The organism is Caldibacillus sp. 210928-DFI.2.18 (genome assembly GCF_020554505.1).
Taxonomy (GTDB): domain Bacteria; phylum Bacillota; class Bacilli; order Bacillales; family Caldibacillaceae; genus Caldifermentibacillus; species Caldifermentibacillus hisashii.
This window is the reverse complement of record NZ_JAJCHL010000279.1, coordinates 1-236: the sequence shown is the minus strand read 5'-3', so window position 1 is coordinate 236 and position 236 is coordinate 1. Positions and strand designations below refer to the sequence as shown.

At 50.0% G+C, this 236-nt stretch carries 1 protein-coding gene; it reads left to right on the top strand.

What is annotated here, in order from left to right:
• Nucleotides 1-236, top strand: a 236-nt coding sequence (locus tag LIZ98_RS17835; RefSeq protein ID WP_304502986.1) for a glycosyltransferase, incomplete at both ends; no start/stop codon positions are given.

Here is a 236-nt window from a genome sequence, read left to right as displayed (position 1 = left end):
CGATTATGTAAAACAGCTGGATATTATGGCGCATGTCGATCTGATCGTCTGTCGTGCCGGCGCAACAACCGCAGCGGAAATCACTGCACTCGGTACACCGAGTATACTGGTTCCGAGTCCCTATGTTGCCCATAACCATCAGTTTTATAATGCCAGCGTACTGGTTGATCACAAGGCGGCTGTCATGCTGGAGGAAAAGGATTTGAATGCGGAGGCACTATCCAACGCAATCGATC